The organism is Taibaiella soli (assembly GCF_003236175.1).
Classification (GTDB): domain Bacteria; phylum Bacteroidota; class Bacteroidia; order Chitinophagales; family Chitinophagaceae; genus QKTW01.
This window is the reverse complement of the sequence record NZ_QKTW01000017.1, coordinates 320840-336715: the sequence shown is the minus strand read 5'-3', so window position 1 is coordinate 336715 and position 15876 is coordinate 320840. Positions and strand designations below refer to the sequence as shown.

Sequence of the window (15876 nt, the reverse complement as noted above, 5' to 3'; positions counted from 1 at the left end):
GCACCTGTAGTTACGGGCTTACTATGTTCGCCAGATTTAATCGGTCAACCCTTTGACTGTATCGTGACCCCCTACTCGTTACTGGATTTACCTTCTATTTAATCAAAATAAAACGAAAGCAAAATGAAATCACTTTTACTCATGCCAATGCTGGCATTAAGCCTCTTTGCGTCTACGTCTCAGACTAGCGCTCAAATCAATTGCGTTAGCGGCGCAACAATCTCTGCCAATAGCTTCTGTATTTTCCTGACGTGGAACGGCAATGGACCAAGTTCATTTAGTGGTGTAAGTGTTGTTTACAACGGTAGCACTTATACATTCGTTAGCGGTGCAGGTACAAGTGCATCTCCGGCATCATTTAAATCCGGCGGCGGCGGCGGTTCTTGCAATTCAAACCAAACTTCGTTAACCTCTCTCGCTGGTCAAAGCATTCAGTTTGTGACTGGCAGCGGTTCTAACACTTGTTTAGTTGCTCCAACGCCACTGCCAATTACATTGTCTTCTTTTACGGCTAGCGCAAGCGGTTCTTCGGTTCAAATCAACTGGACTACTGAAACTGAGAAAAATGTAAACTTCTTCTCTATCCAAAGAAGCACTGATGGTACTAACTGGAAAGAAATCGGTAAAGACAAACCAGCTGCAGTTTCTTCTGATCTGACGCAACACTATTCTTATACTGATAACGCTTCTGAAATCAGCGGCCAGGTATACTACCGTCTCGTAACTGTTGACTACAGCGGTGAAATGTCTTTCAGCGATGTTAGAACGCTTAAACTCACTGCCGGTAATGCTACAACTGGTACTAAAGTTTATCCGACTGTTACTAATGGTAAAATCAACATCAGCGGTGCTGCAACTGACGCAACGATTCTGCTGACTGATCTGATGGGTTCTAAAGTTTCTGTTGTTCCGGTAAGCAACGGCAGCACTAGCCAGATGGATATTCAACAACTGCCTGCAGGTATGTACATCCTGAACATTCTGTCTAAACAAGGCAACGAATCTTTCAAAATCGTAAAACAATAATTAAGTAATCTTTCGTGGGTGGATCGGATCATTGTCTAATGAACCGACTTGGGTGGACTTACTGTTCACCCAATTTTTTCCGTCTGTCGGGGAAACTAAATAAAAAAGCGGTTGTCATGTGACAACCGCTTTTTCTGTTTGTTTGATGTTGTGCTAAACATCAGATGTTTGTGTTGTTATCTATTTTTCGCGTGCTACAATTTCTTCGATCTCGTTAAAAGCCCAATTACCGATGGAATCGGTAATTGATTCTATTTCGGCTTCCGTTAAAAATTGGTCGTACAGTTTGGTGATTGATTGATTGGCACCAGAATAGATTATTTCATAAAGATGGTCATGGAATTGAACATTTATTTCGCCTCCGTTAATGTTCAACTCTTTATCGATTGTTCTTAAGTTTTTAAAGTTGCATCTGATGCGGACGTCGGTTACTTTGACAGCAGATTTCATAATTGAAGTCAACATCCCTTGGCAAAAATCGTTAAGTGTTTTATTCGCTTCAATCCCTTTACGAGTCAGATTTGAAGCCGAAACCCGAATTTCTCTCGACTTAAAGAGAGCGTCAAAATTCCGCAATTTATTTTCCCAGATTTCAGTTAATGGAATGATGCTTTTTTTAATTGCATTTGCAACAGCATCATTGCTATATCTGATTTCAACTCTGGAATTAGGGTCTTGCCCCAACTGTTTCTTGAGTAATGAAAGTTTCTTTTTCAGATCATCCGGTTCTTCAATTGTCCGGCCTTCTATCGCATCAATGACGAGTTCCATGGAACGGATCAGTCTATCAGCCATGAAATCATAGAAAAGATCAGGTTCGCCGCCATAACCTTGAATGTCGGCAAGGTATTGATAATAGAGTTTTTTCTCAGTTTCTGTAATGTAGATAGGGGGCAATCCATACGCAATCAAAATGATATTGGTCAGAATTCTTGCGGTACGGCCATTTCCGTCGTGAAACGGATGAACGGTAATGTATTTGAGATGAAACTCGAACGCCAATGTTACAGGATGCATGGCATCGTTCGCCTGCCTGCTGATTTTATCTTTTTCGCCATTTAGCCAGTTTATCAGTTGGTGCATCGCGTCCTCAACGTCGCCAGGTGCAACGAAATCAAAACGTTCCTGCTTATAGTTGTACAGATAATTTGGATCGAGCTTCCATTTTCCTATCATTTTTTGTTTGGCCGGGTCGTCCTCATGTACAATGGCTTTGTGTATTTCCTTAATTCTCTTTTCCGAAATATTAAGCTCACCTTTTGACATTTTCAGGATGTCACTGATCAGGTCATCATGCCCTTTCATTTCCAGAATATCCTTCATTGGTTTGCCACCAACAGTAATATTACCAACCATTACGCTACGGGTTTCCTGTTTGGTCAGGCTGTTACCTTCCATGCTATTGGACGTGTAGTTCCATTCCAGTCTGAATTTATAATTGATTTTCTTTAGTAAATCATTAGAAATCGGGCCGTACTGGTCAATGATATTTCGCAGACTTTCGATTTGGGTTAATTTTTCGGCATATGGCATAACAACATCTCAAAAATTCTCTTAAAGATAAATCCTTCCTGACGAAAATTTATGTTTGGTATGGGCGCGGACATTTTTAAAAAGCAAAACGCCCGGGAGACCGGGCGTTTCTGTTGTGCTTATTCCTGCTCGTAGTCAGCGTTCCATTCGTTGCCATCGTCTCCTTTGTGACCGTCCAGCTTTATCACAAAACTTTTGGCTGGAAAATAAGGTGTCAGGCGGATATCGAGCCACACCTGGTCTTTCTTGATCGGATCCTGCTCCAGGCGGGTGATCTTGAATTTCTCGATCAGTTTGTCGGGACCCTTAATGCTATCCAGGAATTGTACAATCTGCATACGTAGATTGTCTTCATTTTTGCTGTTCCAGTTTTCAAACGCACGGCGGTTTAAGAAGTCGAGCAATACTTTTGTGACATAGTCAAACACGCGCACTACGGAATAAGTCTGAAGACCGATATTGTCGCCGGTGAACAAAGTTTTTGCGGAGAATGCCATGATCTTGCCATATTCACTTACCATTGGCACCAATCCAATTCTTTCCAGATGGGAAATTTCACTTTTCTTCAGCTCGAAACGTACCGCATCGACCTCATTCATGTTGCCGAATTTTTTACCAGCAGACACCTGCGACATGAGTGTCTTATAGATTTTGCCGGCCAGTGAAGTAGAAGGCGGCATATAAATATCGTCCTCTTCCCCAATCTCGGCAGCCTTTCCCCGGCCCACAAGCCAGTTGCAGGTCATGATGACATTGCTCCGGTGCAATTCGCCACCAGTGAGGTTTGCAGCATCAAACATATCTACTACGTCATCCGGTTTGTCGAGATTAGCGAAATCTGTAACAAGCATCACTTTGTTTTCGTTACAGATTTTAGCCCATTTCTCCAGCACTTTATTGGAGCCCAGATAACCAGGTATTGCGAGGATAGAGTAGTTCTCACGAAGATCGAGGCGGTCATAATGTTGTTTGAATTCGCCTGCGATGGCATTGACGAAAACTGGATTATCCAGGTCTGTCATTTGCTCCATAGAGGCATTTACGATATGCACATTCGGCACTTTTTCGAGTTCTGTGTTTTTATAGAACTGTGCAACGGTACGGTAGCTGGTTTCGAGCTCACGTGTGGCTTCCAGTGTATTTTTGAGATTTTTCTGCAATACCGTTTTCGCCTGATCCGCCTGTTTTTTGCAGTGGTCAATCATTTGTTCAGTAGAGTCCGCAGTTTCCAGCAGGTTGATCCAGAGGTTTACCTTTTGTGTTAGTGCATCACGATCCGTTTTCTTTTCTTTATCAGTTAAGAAGATCTGCTTGCGTGCTTTGCGTTCGGGATTGAGATTGGCAAGGCCTTCTACTACTGATTCCAGGAAATCGAAACCGCCTACTTTAGCGAGCGGCTGCAGACTTTCCATTACTTCGGCAACAAGTCCCTGATGTTCGGCAACAGCTGTTGCATTTTGTGATTTTGCCATTATTTTGTCTTTCGTGGATGATTAATTATTGTGCGTTTTGTAATTCAGTAGCTACCGCTTTTAAAGCCTGTATGAAGGCCTGTTTGTTTTCCGGATTTTCCAGCATCGCGCGCAGCACTTTGTTGGTCTTCATTTGGCGGATGATAGTGTTGTACTGCTCCTGCTGCAGATTGAGCTCTTTCAGAAATGCGCTTTGCTGTGTAATGCCATCCGGTGTGAAATCGGCAACGGTTTTAAAGTTGAAATCTTCTTTTCTTGTTTGGCCGTCGGCAGTTTCGTGTTCCACTTTAATGGTTGGTTGAAAATGACGGAAGACATCTTCTACAGTCCGCAAATTGGTAATGACTTCAGGCTTGGTTGGAACGTCGCTGGTGAGCTGTGCCACCATAAGCGTTTTGTTTTCCTGAATCTCCTGAATGGCTTCGTTGGCATCTATTTTTACTTCGTTGCCGCCTACACCGTAACTGAACATTGACATAGTGTTATTTTTTGATTGATTAAGAATAATATTTAGACCATTGTTATTGGACTCATTTTTGTCTGGAATTTCCTGCGCACGGTCTGGTGCTCTGGGACTCAATCCCAGCATACTTCTGATTTTTTTGAATGCACTGTGAAACGGAAAGCCCATCAGTTTTGAAATTTGTTTGCTGACATGATTTCTTATTTAATCAAACGGACTCCAGCCTTTGTTTTGTTTTATCGTTTGCGTGATGACCTGTTCACTGACGATAATATTTTCACGTTGTTGACCCAGATATTCCAGGGCTGCCAGTTTTTCCCAGATCATTTTCAGTTTGGTAAGCATTGTCGCAATTGTTTCCATGTATTCACCGGCTTTGTAATGGTTGTAGTTAATTTCTACCACCGAAGACAACGCGGTGAGCAGTGCGTGCGGTGGCACAGCGCTCCATTCAGCACAGTAATTGAGCGTCGTTTCTTTATCGGCGTCTTGCATGGTATTGATGCAGACATACAGCGCATGAGCGAGACTGGCAAAGCTGTTGACGAGATATACGGGCGACAATTCTGCCGACATGTTCCGCAGATGGAAATACTGATTGCTGAACTGATGCAGCAGAGACCGGCACATGCCGGTAACGCACGAGGTAATTATTGTATGCTGGTTTTTATGATTAGCCTTGCGAAGAATGGTCATGGCGTGCTGCTGCAATTGTGCTGTTGCATTGGTAAACTGTTGCTGATAGGCGAGCAGGCGGGGATGACTGCTAACCGTAGTACAGGGTGGAATAAAGGATGCATCGATATCAATTGCTCCTTCATGAAATATTACTTTACCGGCCATCAGATAGTTGCCGGAAATATGATTGTTGCCGATATCATTTGCCGATACAAGTTGTACCTGGTAGCGCGGGCGGACATGCAGATGCCGCGGTGGTATTTCTTCCGGGTCGAAATCTCCGGTGGGGACCCGATCAAATGGATTCACGCTGATCAAAACATAAAACGTCTGCTCTTTTTCTTTAGAGGTGTCCGAAAGAGAATTGATATTTACCGGAACTTCTGTCATATCGATGCGGTAACCCGCAGCAGTTACGGCGTGGCATTTTTTAATATGCAGCTGCACATCGTTTGTTGCAGTTGTGTAGATATTAAAAATGTCTTTCTCGTCGGTGAGCCCTTCAACCGGTAGCAATCCGTAGTTAAACCGGTTAATTTGAAAGGATGCTACATCGCGCAGCGAGTCTGCAATAAAGCATTCCTGCCCAGTATAATGCTGCTCGGAAATCTGCATGCCGTCAATCCAGTTTACTGAAAGGTGTTTCAGAGAATGTATCATTCGATTCTGTTTTTTTGAATTATTTATTAGGTGTTCCCAGTGCGATTATCTTTTCTTCTTCGCCATTGATAACTCTTCTGCATACTACCATGTGTTTTCTTTTGATATGGTTTTGCGCGATTGTTTTTTCAAAGTCGAGATATTGGCGCGGCCGGAAAAAAGAAGGTTTTATGTAGAACACCCAGCCATAAGGATTTCCATCCTCGGTAGCAGTGTCGATGCGGTCCGACTGATTTTTCTCCTTGTGGTCCATAAGTACGCGGTGCATCCAATCTCCGAATGGGATATTTTCCGGGGCCTTCACCTGAAGCGTGATGCGCCTGCCGTCGTGGGTTGTCTTGGTAAGCTCCAGGTTGACGACCGTCAGATTGCCGATATCGCCGGAAATTATATTGTCGTCGTTTTTTTCTTTAGGTACTTCCCAAACGCTATATATCGCAAAGGGAATCGCAACAAAACTTCGGTAAGTATAGTGAAACAGCAGTGGAACGATGAAGCTGAGTATACATGTTACGGCAACTATGTTGTAGCCTTTATAAGGGCTCAGCCAGTTGAATAGAAAGCTAAAGATGTATCCGCCAATGGCCATTATCAAAATAGTAATTGCTATTTCGAAAAAGATAGCGTAGCTCCTCGCTTCCCTTTGTTCATCGGTTGGTACAACGGTGGTACGATCGCCCGTGAAATAATGATGTAGTAAACCAACATGCCATCTGCCTAAAACGAGATAGAACAGCTGCGCTGCGAGATATCCCCACGGGCTGAATTTATTACCCAACATTCCTCCGATTCCGGGAATAGCCAAAATTAGTACAGCCACCAATGGATAAACCACGAGTCGTTTGTTCTGTATAAAATCGTTTTTCTTTTTTAGCAGGATCATCACGCCGATCATTGCAAATGCAATCAGCGGGAAGAGCAGATATTGTATGAATATGCCTGTCAGTATCATGTTTCGTATTTAAATAAAGGTTGTATAGCCAAGGTGTCCGCTCCATTCATTTTTGCGGTTGGAAAGGCGGAAAGGTTTGTGACGGATGCTTAGTTTCTGCTTAATTTCAGTTTCTTCGGGTGCGAAATTTTCATAAATGGCCAGTAGCAGCTGATTCATTTTGCTGTTGGGTAAAAAAGCCGTAGCATCTTTTGCATCAACCGGTCCAATGGTTAATTGCCAGTTTGTATTGCCGTCGAAATGATCTCCGGTGAGTACCGTGCTGATACCTAATCTCTTGATCCGGAAATCGATTTCTGGATGATGCCGGTCAATCTTCATGAGATGCGGTACTTCTGTTATCGTTATCGGATAGCCAAGTAATGACTGCAATATTTTTGTAAACCACTTTTTATTGCCGCTGGCCATATAGAAAAATGGCAGCAGGTAAATGAAAATTTTGGCGGTCGCGGTATCTAGTTGCTCCAACAACGGCCAGAGCGGGTAGATAAGCTGCAGCAAATTATCATGTAGTCCTTTGTTGTCGATACGTTGTTCAATGCTTAGCGCAAATATTTCCTGCAAAAAAGTTTCCTGTTCAAACGGACTGAAGAAAAGTCTGTTGTCATTTTCCTGACGTCGTTGTTCTCTTATGGCTGCAATAACGGCCTCCGTTCCATGCTTTATTTTTCCCAAAGTGGGTTTATGAAAAACACCTTCTGGCATGTAATCGTATATGCCTTCCCGGTTCACTTCAATGACAATATCACATGGTGTGAGCGACATATGGTCTTCCCATATCCGGGCGATATCCTTTTTCTTCGCTCTGCCGCGATTACCGAGCCGTTTGATATAAACGCTTTGTGCCGAGTCATAAAACTGAAGCAGCGCAGCTGCGACAACTTCAGCTTTGAAATCAGTTTTGAGCCCGTTAGGATGCCGCGGTAAAATGGATTTTCGTTTCATACGATTATGCGTTTTTATTTTCTGCAGCTATAAAAACACGCCTCGTTACACCGTCTACTGCGCGGGCATCTATTTTCTGAATCAATTCCTGCTCTTTTGCCTGCCAATAGTATTGGGGATAAGAGCTGTAATTGATTACGGTAATGAATATATCGGTGGTACGCACAAATCCTTCCTTCGGCTTTGAACTCAGTGCCGTTCCCTTCTTTACCAGTACAGATTTAATAACGCCTTTTAATTCGTATTGACAGAAATTTTTGATATCGAGAAATGTGACAATACGGTCTCTTGAGGTGAGCGCATAACGATATGCATTAATACTGTCGGTGCCGGTCTGCGGCCCATCTCCGCCTCTGGTTGCGCTTAACAGTGTAAGCGTATTGTCGGCCAGCAAAGCGCCTGTGTCTGCTTTTAATATTTGTCCGGCTCTGAAATTATTGGCGAGTGTACCATTGGTAACCCAATATCCGAGATTGATTTGTTCTACTTTTTCCTGTGGTTCAATGACAATATAAACCGGAGCGTCGAGTGCTGTGCGCCGTATTTCTTTTGCCGCGCGTTCCAGCCGGTTCAGATGTATGACAATTTCTTTTGCGGGTTCTTTTCCGTCGCTGTTGGTTAATGACCCGAAGGCTGCTACTTCATCGCGCCCGAGCTCCAGCATATAGTTTGCGATATCGAGCGCGCTGCGTTTGTCATAACGCTCCATGCCGCTCCGCCTTACAGAATAATGTCCGGTCGCCATGTTATTAATGCCACCGTAAGGGATTTCGGTATAATGCCTGCCGTGGTCATCCTGTACTTTTTGAACAGAAAGGAAATGTGTTCCTGCCGTCGATTCTATCGGAATATTGTCACTTGTGATTTCTACTTTATAATCCTTGTGTTCCCATTTCCTGTTGATCAGGGGAAACGCATTCAGGCTGACGAAAAATTGGTCGAGTATGTCAAATGTATACTGCGGTGGAAATTTCAGTTTAAGCCATAGGTATGGTTTCGTAAAATTGCTTTCAACGTCCTGTGCGGTAAAATTCTGGCAGAGTGATGCAGGTAGATTGGTGACTTGTTTTTTTATTTGATCCGGAAATCCGGTTAGCGTAATAAACTGTGGATCGTATTGTTTTTTTATATCGTCGGTAATACGTCTTTGAATATCAAAGTCATTAAAAATTTCCTCATAACCGTCGGCTAGCGGTTTGGAAATATAGGAAAGGCCCGGTGTTATAATCAGTGGATGACCGGCTATACTAGCCGTTGCATATGGAAGTAACTGATAGATCCATTGCAGCTGTTCAAATGCCGGATTGGCAAAATAGAAGGATAGCGATTCCGGAAAATCAGATCCCATTTTACTGATGTCGAGCGCAAGCCACATTTCTCCGTAGTTAATGGGCATTGCATTTGTATAGGCGATTGCACTGCGGTTCATTTTGGCGTCAAACCACTTGCAGCCATATCCCGTCGCAATGCAGGCGATATCGGTGTGGGACAGCTCTACGCCGTCGACCGCTGTAAAGTTAATTCCAAAGGTTGTTTCCGAATCTCCTTTGTACTGTGCGGGGAGTATTATCGAATGTCTGAATTCCTGTTCGCTGTTTAATATGCAAATCGGGTCAAGCGGTAATGCACGGGCGATTGCATGAGCAGGCTGAGGAATTGTATAGATCGATGGTGTAAGCAATCTGGCTATTTTTTCGACCAAACGTGCCTCAATCCGTTCCGTTTCGTTACTGAGCCGGAATATTTCTGCAGCGAAGGCTTCAATCAAAAGTTTTACGAATGGGTCCAGTGCCTGCGGATTTTTAATACCCCAGAGTGTGGCTGCGTTCTGCAACATCCGTGCTTTGATTGCCTCTTTTGAATCCACGTTTAATACCTGTCTCATCATCTCTGTTCAATTTTTTAGTCTACGGAAAGCGGACTCAGAAATATTTCCGTTGCAAAATGGAATGTCTCAAAGTTTTCCTTCAGTAAGGCTTTTATCCGGATAACGGCTTTCTTTTTTATTTCTACGAATTTTTTGTTGTCATATGTTTGTTCCACATGGTTCACGCGCACAGTAATTTCCGGCTTACATATTCGTGTTTCGTATCGTTCAATTGCTGTTGCCATGCTTGCGCAGAATATCCGCTCCCAGTCTTTTTCTGAAGTAGCATTTTCAAATTCAGTGTCCCAAACGGCATTCCCATAATCCGGATCAAACCGGTTTTCTCCGGGACGGGTGGTAATCAGCAACATGATATTTTGCGCGATACTTTCTTCCATGCGACAAGTCGCAATTTTTCCATCCTCGCAAAACAGACTTGTGGGATTGAAGGGTAACTTATAATTCGAATTCATGTTAGTGTTTTTTCACTGTTCGGTTTCCAGACTTTCGCTCAGCACTTCGGTTTGCATGAGTACAAAGTCTGGCATTTTGTCTGTGGGCAAATACAATAAAGTGCTGCCCGTTTCATTGATCTTTTTTTCGAAATCTGGATTCAATCGTTGTAGTTCTTCCAGCGGTAACTGAAGTTTGTCAGCGATTATCAGAAGTTTATATCCCGCGCTGATGTTTATCTGACTGATGCCTGGCCGTGTCTGTGGTAATTCGTCCGCTCCTGGCGTTGATTCTGGTTTGCTTACTCTGATCTCGTAGCGGTCGTTGTTTGCATAACAAGCCAACTGGAATTTGTAGACATGCATGATTGTCTCGTTTGGCAAAAAGCGGAAGAAGTCGGCGTAATTACTACTGCCGGCTTTGGCAATTGCTTTGTTCACCCTGCCGGCACCACAGTTGTAGGCTGCTACAACAAGTATCCAGTTTTTATACATGCCGTAGAGGTCTGCAAGATTGCGGCAGGCAACCTGAGTGCTTTTATATAAATCGTAGCGTTCATCGTGTGTACTGTCAATACGTAGTCCATAATCAGATGCGACTACTGGCGTTATTTGCCAGGTGCCGACTGCATTTGCGGTTGATATGATGCTGCGGTTAAAATCAGATTCTATCAATGCCAGATTGTGCAACGCTTTTGGAAGTCCATATGCCTGTAGGGCTTTGTCAATAAACTGGACTACATTTTTGTTCCGGTTTACAGAAGTCCGGTAATAAGCTATTTTGTTGTCGGTGGTGTCAATGCCATTCATACACCAGCTTGCATAAGTGGTGAATACAATGAATAGTGTGACGAAAAGAGACCGCAAAGGAAGCATCTGAGCGTTATTTAGTTTCAACATTTGATGTCACTAACCAATCCAGAAGGCCGTCTGCATTAAGTGATACTTGTATGGTGTCACCATTTTTTACTTGCTCCCGTACGATCATTTTGGATACGGGACGACTAAGCTGGCTGCGGATCACGCCGTCTATCTGCCGGGCGCCATATTGCGTGGAGAAGCCGCTGAGCGCCAGCTGTTTTTTTGCGTCAATACTTATGGTAAAATTGATTCCCATTTGCTGTAGTGGACGAATCAGCGTTTTTAACTGCTTGTCAAAAATGCGAACAGCCATTTCATCGCTAATTGGCGCAAATGGTAAGATCTCGGTAATACGTGCCAGGAATTCCGGTCTGAAGTTCTGTGCCATAATGCTCATTAATTCCCGCGAGGTTGGAATTTTTTGTTGTTCAAACTTTTCAATCACATGTTGACTGCCCACATTGGAAGTAAACAGAATGAGTGCATTGCTGAAATCGCCTTCTTTACCCAGCTTATCCATTATTTTCCCTTCGTCCATTATTTGAAGAAAAACATCGAATACTGAAGGATGCGCTTTTTCTATTTCGTCGAAGAGCACAACAGAGTAGGGCTGCTGCCGGATTTTATTGACCAGCATTCCACCTTCTTCATAACCGACATATCCCGGAGGCGCGCCGTATAGCAACGCTGCTGAATGTTCTTCTTTAAATTCGGACATATCAAAACGGATCATTGCTTTTTCGTCGTTGAAGAGCAATTCAGCTATCGATTTCGCCAGTTCGGTTTTACCGGTACCTGTGGGGCCAAGCAAAAAGAATGAACCTATTGGTTGTCCCGGTTTATTGATGCCACTGCGGCTCTCGATGATTGCGTCACTAAGTACCTTTAGCGCATGATCCTGACCTATTACGCGTTTCATCAGCAGGCTTTCCATATTTAGCAGTTTTTCCTTCTCCTGCGCCTGTATTTTTCCCAGTGGGATGCCTGTTTTTGCAGCCATTACCGCCGCTAATTCCAGTTTGCCAACAGTATCGCTTTTAATTTTGCTGAATCTGGTAAGCACTGTATAGGTTTGTTCTAATATCGCCTGCAGCGCTGCAATATTTTCGATGCGGCTGATGTCTGGTTGTTCTTCAAGACTGCCCCATAAAATCGGGCTTACCATATTTTGCAGTAGTTGGTAGCACCAGCGGTATTCTTTTATTGCAGTTGTACTGTCCGTGTGATGGTCAGTCTTTAGCGCGTCAAATTTCTCTTTCCAGAGTTGCAGTTCGCTCAGCGAGGTTTCCTCCAGCATACGGATGGCTGCCATAGTTCTGTCCAGCAGATCAAGTGCGGCATCTGGCAATCGTTTTTCCTTGAGATATCTTTTAGAGAGACGCACGCATTCTGCAACGGCGTCCGGCGCTACTGCTATCTTGTGATGCGCTTCATATTTAGGCGCCAGGAACGCTACCATTTTGCAACAGATTTCTTCAGTTGGCTCAAGAATCGGTAAGACTTCAAAACGGCGGCTGAATGCCTGATCCGGTTCTATTATTTTTCGGTATTCTTCTTGTGTCGTAGCGCCGATAACGGTAATAGCACCTCTGGCTAATTCTGGCTTCAGCAGATTAGCGGTGCCGGTACCAAGAGATCCTTTACTGTCCAGTAGCTGGTGTATTTCGTCAATAAACAAAATTGCCTTATCCAGCGTTTTTAATTCCGTAATTACTTTCTTGAGCCGATCTTCTATTTCTCCTTTATAAGATGCACCTGCCATCAGTGCACCCAGGTCCAGCTCAAGCAGTATCGCTTTTTGCAAATGCAACGGTACATTGTTTGCATTGATCTCAAAGGCAAGGCCATCTGCTAATGCTGTTTTGCCGACTCCGGGCTCGCCGGTAATAATCACATTTGGTTTATTCCTGCGACCCAGTATTTCTATGAGCATTCGTGTTTCCCGCTCGCGACCGATAATCGGATCAATATTCCCTTTTGCGGCCAGGATTGTTTTGTCAATGCAATATTTACGCAACGCACCGTCTGGCCGGTGCTGTTGATTTGCCCCGGTCATCAATTCAGATACATTCTGAATTTTATTCTGTTCTTTGCTTTCGAATAATGACAGGATTTCGCTTTCGCGGAGCGGCAAAGATTTTAATTGTAGGGAGGTAAATACCACATGCGGTTTTACCAGTGCAGTAAGCAGGCATAAAGCGGATATTTCACCCAGCCCTAGTTTTAGGCGTACCTCATCCGCTTCGTCCAGCAACCGTTCTATTTCCTCATTTTGTTCAGCGACCTCCGGAAGTGTGTTTGTTTTCCGGTATTCTTCGATACGCACTTCGGCCCAATCCATGAAATAGGCAGGGTCTTTATCCAGCGTGCGCAAAAAATCCTGCATGCCTGTGTCGGGATGCATTAATGCACGAAGCAAATGTGGTGCGCCATAATCCGGGTTATAGTTTTCCCGCGCGATGGCTGCCGCTATGTGTAGTATGTTTTTGACTGCGTCGTTTGCAAATGGTACGCTCATGTATCAGTTTTTCAGGATAGTTATTTGGAATCGTTATTCAGCTTTTGTCATCTGCACTGTTCCGGGCATCATATCTTCTGAAATCCAGTAGTAGCTATGTCCGTTATTATTTATTCTGACGCGGGCCGTGTTCTTTTTTTCTTGCATTGCGTCTGCAGCGTATTTGTAACTGTTGAAGATGTTTAGTGTTTTTTCTTTGCTCAGACTTTTGAGGTTATAAAGTGTTACTTTATTGTAAAGCAGATTTGGTGAAATAAAACCGGTATAGGAATACAGTACATTACCCAGTGTCATCCATTTTACTTTCTCATCAGTATGAATTTTATTAGTGGCCAGATAATGTTTTATAAATCGCGTATACCTGCGACAGGCTTTTTTCTTCCTGAATTTTTCTCCGGAAGCTGTTTTCGCATAAATGTGGTAGAACAGCTCCATCTGTTTATCGTATTCTGCTTCATTAAGAAACAGTCCAAATGAAACATTTTGCATGTCTAAACTTCCTGGTTCGGCTTTGACATAGGCAGGTATAAAAAAGCTGTTGCCGCTGGTAGTAAATGATTTTGCCATGTCTGGATTCAGGTTTACTTTCTCTGTGTATCCAGCAAATTCAGGTCGGAATGACGTGCTTTTAATACCAATCGTTCGGAAATATTCTGTTAGTTTTTGACTGACATTCCGGTTGTCACTCGTTACTTGTTTAGCCAGGCTGTCAAAACATTTCCGGAAAACGCCGGCTTGCATCACAGTTCCCTTTTTGGGGAAGACGGCAAAGCCTTGCGTCATGCTTTGGCGTGGATAATCCAGACTGTAAATGCCAGAATCGCCATTACTTATATTGTAGGAAGGTGTCGTAATAACATCGTTGATGTCGACGAGTTTTTGCTTTTTTAATTCCGCAATACTTGTTGCAGAGTTAAAAATGATTTTTTCTGCATCCAGCATAAAGTCATTGTAAGCGTCTGCGGTTTTGTTGATGGTTTGAAAGAACAGCATCCGCGCTTGTACATAGATGATCTTTTTGATTACCTGTTCCATGCTGTATGTCGTAGCGGCATCGTCGTTGCCCGTGGTTCCTATTACGGCGATAATATTGGTCTGATCTTTTACCGGTTGTAACATGTTGCAGGCCTCATTTAAACCCGCAAACAAAGGCTGATAGATAGATTCGTCGGCATAGAGATTTTTGGCGAATTTCTTATCGATGTATTTTTCTACTTGTTGCAAATTTCGGGAAAGCGGCAGGACACTAGCGACCGTGTCTCCGTCATGTGTATTGTGCCGGTAGGTTACCGCACCGAATCTGCAATTTCTCAGTTGATTGGTTGTGTCAAAATACACCTGCAGATCTTGGATTACAGATTTAATGAGTGGGAAGTATTTCTTGTTGTTGTCCGATATGTCGAACACGAAAACGATGTTGATTTGATCTCCGTCGCTGACAATTTTCTGATATTTCTGGTAGTCGATGCTTTGCCCCAAAACATTGTACACACTGTTGTGGGTATAGTCCATAATATTTTCGAGATATCCGGTCTGCAACGTTTTGCTGTTATAGCAATTTTTATTGCGTACCGGAAAAATGTTTTCAAAAGTGCTACGTGCTCTAAGGCCATTGCTGTTCAGCAACGGCTTGAAAACATCCGTTACATTCAGTTCCTGTTCCGTTCGGTACAGGCCAATAGAATCGGGGGCATTGGCGTATAAGTTAAATGCGGTCCGCGCGCCCCAGATTGCGACAGCATCTTTGCTGATCCATCCCAACATTATTTGGTTTGCGTTTTCGGGCGTTACGAGTGACTCAGAACCAATAAGCACACTTTTCCCATCCTGTGATTGCTTATATAGGTATACAATTTTGCCCGCGCTTATTTTTTTGTCTGACGGCGTTTGCAAAGAAGGCGTAGTGAATAACAGTAATGAATCGTTGGTAATAAAACGCTGAGGTTGATTTAAAATAGCGTTTCCCCCAAAATGAGTTACTGCTTTTACGGTGTAACGGGTGGCGCTATTTTGCAGGGAAGCCGGCCAAAGTAGCAGGTGTTCTTTTTTTATCCAGCCATAGTTCCTGGCTGTTTTCCGGGAGACGTTGCCTTTTGTTTCGGCAAGGTCCACATCTGCATTGTATTTGAGAATCTTTACGTAGTCGCCTTTTTCCTGCACAACACAAACAGGTTCCATAAAAGATAATTTTTTTAAAGGCATCTCATTTTCGCGGCTGGTGCGGGTAGCATTGGGGTTTCTGTCTGAATAGGCAATCCAGTAGTTTCGGTTGAGTGCATACCCTTCGATGAGTGTATCTCCATCTACCACGTAATTCTCGCTATGCGGCGTTTTCAGTACCACGATAATTTTTCGCTGCAATAGTGCACAGCCTGATAGCATTAATACTATCAACCATCCGGCTAGTATGTGAAACAAAGTTTTTTTCATGTCGTTCAATCAATTTTTC

The 15876-nt window shown here is 43.5% G+C and carries 12 protein-coding genes; 1 reads left to right on the top strand and 11 read right to left on the bottom strand.

Annotated elements, in window-relative coordinates; genetic code table 11:
• Positions 1 to 123 precede the first annotated feature (123 nt).
• On the top strand, positions 124 to 1026 hold the full coding sequence (locus DN068_RS12905) for a T9SS type A sorting domain-containing protein (RefSeq protein ID WP_110999343.1): 903 nt from the start codon (positions 124 to 126) through the stop codon (positions 1024 to 1026).
• A 180-nt stretch (positions 1027 to 1206) separates the two neighbouring features.
• Here DN068_RS12905 and DN068_RS12900 read toward each other — a convergent pair whose 3' ends face one another.
• From DN068_RS12900 to tssR, 11 genes are all read right to left on the bottom strand, one after another.
• Positions 1207 to 2559, bottom strand: coding sequence for a Fic family protein (locus DN068_RS12900; protein ID WP_110999342.1), 1353 nt, complete (start codon positions 2557 to 2559; stop codon positions 1207 to 1209).
• 119 nt (positions 2560 to 2678) lie between these two features.
• On the bottom strand, positions 2679 to 4031 hold the full coding sequence (locus tag DN068_RS12895; protein ID WP_110999341.1) for a DUF5458 family protein: 1353 nt from the start codon (positions 4029 to 4031) through the stop codon (positions 2679 to 2681).
• Between the two features lie 25 nt (positions 4032 to 4056).
• Positions 4057 to 4662, bottom strand: a complete 606-nt coding sequence (locus tag DN068_RS12890) for a type VI secretion system contractile sheath small subunit (protein ID WP_207798925.1) — start codon at positions 4660 to 4662, stop codon at positions 4057 to 4059.
• Positions 4663 to 4698: 36 nt separating this feature from the next.
• Complete coding sequence (gene tssK / locus DN068_RS12885) at positions 4699 to 5832, bottom strand: type VI secretion system baseplate subunit TssK (protein ID WP_110999340.1); 1134 nt, start codon at positions 5830 to 5832, stop codon at positions 4699 to 4701.
• A 19-nt stretch (positions 5833 to 5851) separates the two neighbouring features.
• Positions 5852 to 6784 (bottom strand): TssN family type VI secretion system protein, encoded by a 933-nt coding sequence (locus DN068_RS12880; RefSeq protein ID WP_110999339.1) that lies wholly within the window; start codon positions 6782 to 6784, stop codon positions 5852 to 5854.
• A 9-nt stretch (positions 6785 to 6793) separates the two neighbouring features.
• Positions 6794 to 7729: a type VI secretion system baseplate subunit TssG gene (locus tag DN068_RS12875; protein WP_110999338.1), complete on the bottom strand. Its 936-nt coding sequence runs from the start codon at positions 7727 to 7729 to the stop codon at positions 6794 to 6796.
• Between the two features lie 4 nt (positions 7730 to 7733).
• Positions 7734 to 9617, bottom strand: coding sequence for a type VI secretion system baseplate subunit TssF (locus DN068_RS12870; protein WP_110999337.1), 1884 nt, complete (start codon positions 9615 to 9617; stop codon positions 7734 to 7736).
• 14 nt (positions 9618 to 9631) lie between these two features.
• Positions 9632 to 9994, bottom strand: coding sequence for a GPW/gp25 family protein (locus tag DN068_RS12865; RefSeq protein WP_207798924.1), 363 nt, complete (start codon positions 9992 to 9994; stop codon positions 9632 to 9634).
• 87 nt (positions 9995 to 10081) lie between these two features.
• Positions 10082 to 10924 carry a lytic transglycosylase domain-containing protein gene (locus DN068_RS12860; protein ID WP_165836389.1) on the bottom strand — a complete coding sequence of 281 codons (843 nt, stop codon included), beginning with the start codon at positions 10922 to 10924 and terminating at the stop codon, positions 10082 to 10084.
• A 7-nt stretch (positions 10925 to 10931) separates the two neighbouring features.
• Positions 10932 to 13427 (bottom strand): ATP-dependent Clp protease ATP-binding subunit, encoded by a 2496-nt coding sequence (locus tag DN068_RS12855; protein ID WP_110999334.1) that lies wholly within the window; start codon positions 13425 to 13427, stop codon positions 10932 to 10934.
• Positions 13428 to 13460: 33 nt separating this feature from the next.
• Positions 13461 to 15857 (bottom strand): type VI secretion system protein TssR domain-containing protein, encoded by a 2397-nt coding sequence (tssR, locus tag DN068_RS12850; protein WP_123985338.1) that lies wholly within the window; start codon positions 15855 to 15857, stop codon positions 13461 to 13463.
• Positions 15858 to 15876: the final 19 nt, after the last annotated feature.

Coding starts and splice junctions, on each gene's coding strand:
- DN068_RS12880 (WP_110999339.1), bottom strand. CDS start 6,784: ATGATACTGACAGGCATATTCATACAATATCTGCTCTTCCCGCTGATT.
- DN068_RS12895 (WP_110999341.1), bottom strand. CDS start 4,031: ATGGCAAAATCACAAAATGCAACAGCTGTTGCCGAACATCAGGGACTT.
- DN068_RS12890 (WP_207798925.1), bottom strand. CDS start 4,662: ATGGGCTTTCCGTTTCACAGTGCATTCAAAAAAATCAGAAGTATGCTG.
- DN068_RS12875 (WP_110999338.1), bottom strand. CDS start 7,729: ATGAAACGAAAATCCATTTTACCGCGGCATCCTAACGGGCTCAAAACT.
- tssR (WP_123985338.1), bottom strand. CDS start 15,857: ATGAAAAAAACTTTGTTTCACATACTAGCCGGATGGTTGATAGTATTA.
- DN068_RS12900 (WP_110999342.1), bottom strand. CDS start 2,559: ATGCCATATGCCGAAAAATTAACCCAAATCGAAAGTCTGCGAAATATC.
- DN068_RS12860 (WP_165836389.1), bottom strand. CDS start 10,924: ATGCTTCCTTTGCGGTCTCTTTTCGTCACACTATTCATTGTATTCACC.
- tssK (WP_110999340.1), bottom strand. CDS start 5,832: ATGATACATTCTCTGAAACACCTTTCAGTAAACTGGATTGACGGCATG.
- DN068_RS12870 (WP_110999337.1), bottom strand. CDS start 9,617: ATGATGAGACAGGTATTAAACGTGGATTCAAAAGAGGCAATCAAAGCA.
- DN068_RS12855 (WP_110999334.1), bottom strand. CDS start 13,427: ATGAGCGTACCATTTGCAAACGACGCAGTCAAAAACATACTACACATA.
- DN068_RS12905 (WP_110999343.1), top strand. CDS start 124: ATGAAATCACTTTTACTCATGCCAATGCTGGCATTAAGCCTCTTTGCG.
- DN068_RS12865 (WP_207798924.1), bottom strand. CDS start 9,994: ATGGAAGAAAGTATCGCGCAAAATATCATGTTGCTGATTACCACCCGT.